The organism is Bathymodiolus heckerae thiotrophic gill symbiont (genome assembly GCF_900128515.1).
Lineage (GTDB): Bacteria > Pseudomonadota > Gammaproteobacteria > PS1 > Pseudothioglobaceae > Thioglobus_A.
Genome location: NZ_FQTP01000151.1, coordinates 1 through 2,367, shown reverse-complemented (window position 1 = coordinate 2,367; position 2,367 = coordinate 1). Strand labels below are relative to the sequence as shown.

Here is a 2,367-nt window from a genome sequence, read left to right as displayed (position 1 = left end):
CGGATGGCCTTTTATTTTGTCTCCACCTTCGCTATCGCTCAGACTCCGACAAAACAACCGGCCCTACGGCTATCGCGGACTAAAAATCTTCACTTCGCTAAAGCTCCGTTTCCAGGATTTTCAGCGCATGTTTAACGACACAGACAATAAACCAGCAGCATGAAAGTATCATTATTTGCGGTGTTGTCATCACCAAATATAAGCCTGAGTAAAAAGTAAGAAATTTAAAAAAGTTGCACTACACTTTGAATTAATCACCATAATGGTGACATTGTAAAAACTTTATGGCAAGATATAATCTAGACGAGTTTAAATCGTTAGTAAACTCATCAAAACTGCGTTTTCTAAATACTAGGAGAACGACTAGTAGCTTAGATAAACTTGAATGGAGCAACGAAGATTTAGCAAGAATGCTTTGTGGAATGCATAGCAACGACTTTCAAAAAACCGTGCCAAAATGCAGAATTAATGACTGCCCTGGGCATGAGTATGAGTATGTTGATGCAGATCAATATGAAATCCACTGGAACGAAGATACACGAACCAGGAGCAACCACCCAAACTATCCAGCTGTTTCCTTATCGCTAAAAATTGCGATTATAATCACACCAGACGGGCAATCAGCCGGATTAGTTACCTTTCATCTCTCGGGATCACAATATTAAGAAATGAAAAACCTCACACCGCAAAATAAACATGACTGCCCGCAATGCGGCACTGAAAATATTAACTGGATTGTATACAGTGACACTGTTGACTTCAGAGGTATGGAATTAGATGTAGAAGGTATGCAAGAATCAAAATGCAACCACTGCCACTACAAATGGACCTCAGCCGAACAACACAATCATAACGAGACAACAATTCGCGCAGCCTACTCCATAATCAGGGATAAGTTGCGGACAACTAACGGGCTTCTTCTTGGCAAAGATATAGCCAACAAACGCAGGGACCTTGGGCTTAACCAGAGAGAAGCTGCTGTCTTGTTTGGTGGTGGATATAATGCCTTTAACAAATACGAATCCGGAGAGGTACTACAAAGTTTCGCAATGGATCGTCTGCTACGACTGACAAGCGCCATCGGACAACCTGCGGTTATTTTTTTAAAAAACCTCTTTAAGCCACCTGTCGTAGTCATTATTTCAAAGAACACAAACGAACTAGGTGTATCTATGACTATAGGAAATACATATATTTCTGGTTCAAATATTGACACTACCGGAAACAGCGGGGTTGAAGAATTTTTTAACACTACCTCCATTACAGAAGAAATACATTATCAACATAATCCACAAAATTGATTGTATGAAAATAAATTTTCTAATAGCGGACGAAATAAGGTCTGAAGTCACTGGCAAACAGACAATACTAGGGCTTTATCCAGACTCAACTATTATCGTGCGAAATGCTGCAAAAACAGATAACACCCCACCAAAAATACCCAGACTTATTGAGCGTGTAGCAATTCTAGTCAATATTAGCGATGCTCCTGACAGCAAACACGAATATCACATCAAAGGACAGTTTATCAACCCTAGTGAACAGCCGAATGGCAATGAGATCGATTTTGGAAAAAGAATAATTGAAAAAGGGAAAAGCTACACAATCGTGTTACAGTCTAAACCTTTTGAGATCAAAGGGCTGGGAACATACTATTTTAATCTATCCATAGACGGCGAAGTACATAAACTGCCGTTTAACATCAAAGATGCCCCATCCAAATAACGCCCACAAAAAAACGAGGGTCAAAAAAAAACGAGAAAAACGAGGGTCAGCAGAAAAATGAGAAAATGAGAAAAAATGAGGGTCAGGTCTTTCTGTAGCGCATTAAAATATAATCGGATAATCAACAGCGCTATGACATGGAAAGACCTGATAATCATCTAGCCTGCCTTGAATCGGTGCCATTAATGTAAAGTGGCATCGTATCAAACGAACGAGGAGACTAAGATGAAACTTTACGTCGGAATGGATTTACATTCAACGAATGTAGTCACACAAATAATTAATGAAGAAGATAGCGTTGTTTATCGCAAGAAGCAGGGTTGTGACCTTTATCAGATCCTGAAAGGCTTGGAGCCATTTCAAACGGAAATTGAAGGTATTGCAGTAGAATCTACCATGCCTATCCGGTTGCTTCCCAAGATAATGGAAAGGAAATCACGTTTTCGCCCAATGCTCCAGAGTGCGGCACATACATATAGACTTTCAGAAAAATAACTTCCAAAAAAGCGAAGGTAATTATTGAAAGCTGGTTTATAATTTCCGCTCCGACCGGCCTCATTCATAAAAAACATTCAAAGTGGCAATCCTCACTTTTTCAAAATCAATTGTAGATCAACTAAAAGAAAACATAGCGATAGCTCA

4 protein-coding genes are annotated in these 2,367 nt (G+C 39.5%); all 4 read left to right on the top strand.

Annotated elements, in window-relative coordinates:
- Positions 1 to 284 precede the first annotated feature (284 nt).
- Positions 285 to 665 (top strand): hypothetical protein, encoded by a 381-nt coding sequence (locus BTHERMOSOX_RS10460; protein WP_138121089.1) that lies wholly within the window; start codon positions 285 to 287, stop codon positions 663 to 665.
- 3 nt (positions 666 to 668) lie between these two features.
- On the top strand, positions 669 to 1,301 hold the full coding sequence (locus BTHERMOSOX_RS10455) for a type II TA system antitoxin MqsA family protein (RefSeq protein WP_138121088.1): 633 nt from the start codon (positions 669 to 671) through the stop codon (positions 1,299 to 1,301).
- Between the two features lie 4 nt (positions 1,302 to 1,305).
- Positions 1,306 to 1,725, top strand: coding sequence for a DUF6941 family protein (locus tag BTHERMOSOX_RS10450; RefSeq protein WP_138121087.1), 420 nt, complete (start codon positions 1,306 to 1,308; stop codon positions 1,723 to 1,725).
- Positions 1,726 to 1,950: 225 nt separating this feature from the next.
- The gene (locus BTHERMOSOX_RS10445; RefSeq protein WP_138121086.1) at positions 1,951 to 2,220 is read left to right on the top strand and encodes a hypothetical protein; all 270 of its coding nucleotides are present in this window, start codon (positions 1,951 to 1,953) and stop codon (positions 2,218 to 2,220) included.
- Positions 2,221 to 2,367: the final 147 nt, after the last annotated feature.

Coding starts and splice junctions, on each gene's coding strand:
- BTHERMOSOX_RS10445 (WP_138121086.1), top strand. CDS start 1,951: ATGAAACTTTACGTCGGAATGGATTTACATTCAACGAATGTAGTCACA.
- BTHERMOSOX_RS10450 (WP_138121087.1), top strand. CDS start 1,306: ATGAAAATAAATTTTCTAATAGCGGACGAAATAAGGTCTGAAGTCACT.
- BTHERMOSOX_RS10455 (WP_138121088.1), top strand. CDS start 669: ATGAAAAACCTCACACCGCAAAATAAACATGACTGCCCGCAATGCGGC.
- BTHERMOSOX_RS10460 (WP_138121089.1), top strand. CDS start 285: ATGGCAAGATATAATCTAGACGAGTTTAAATCGTTAGTAAACTCATCA.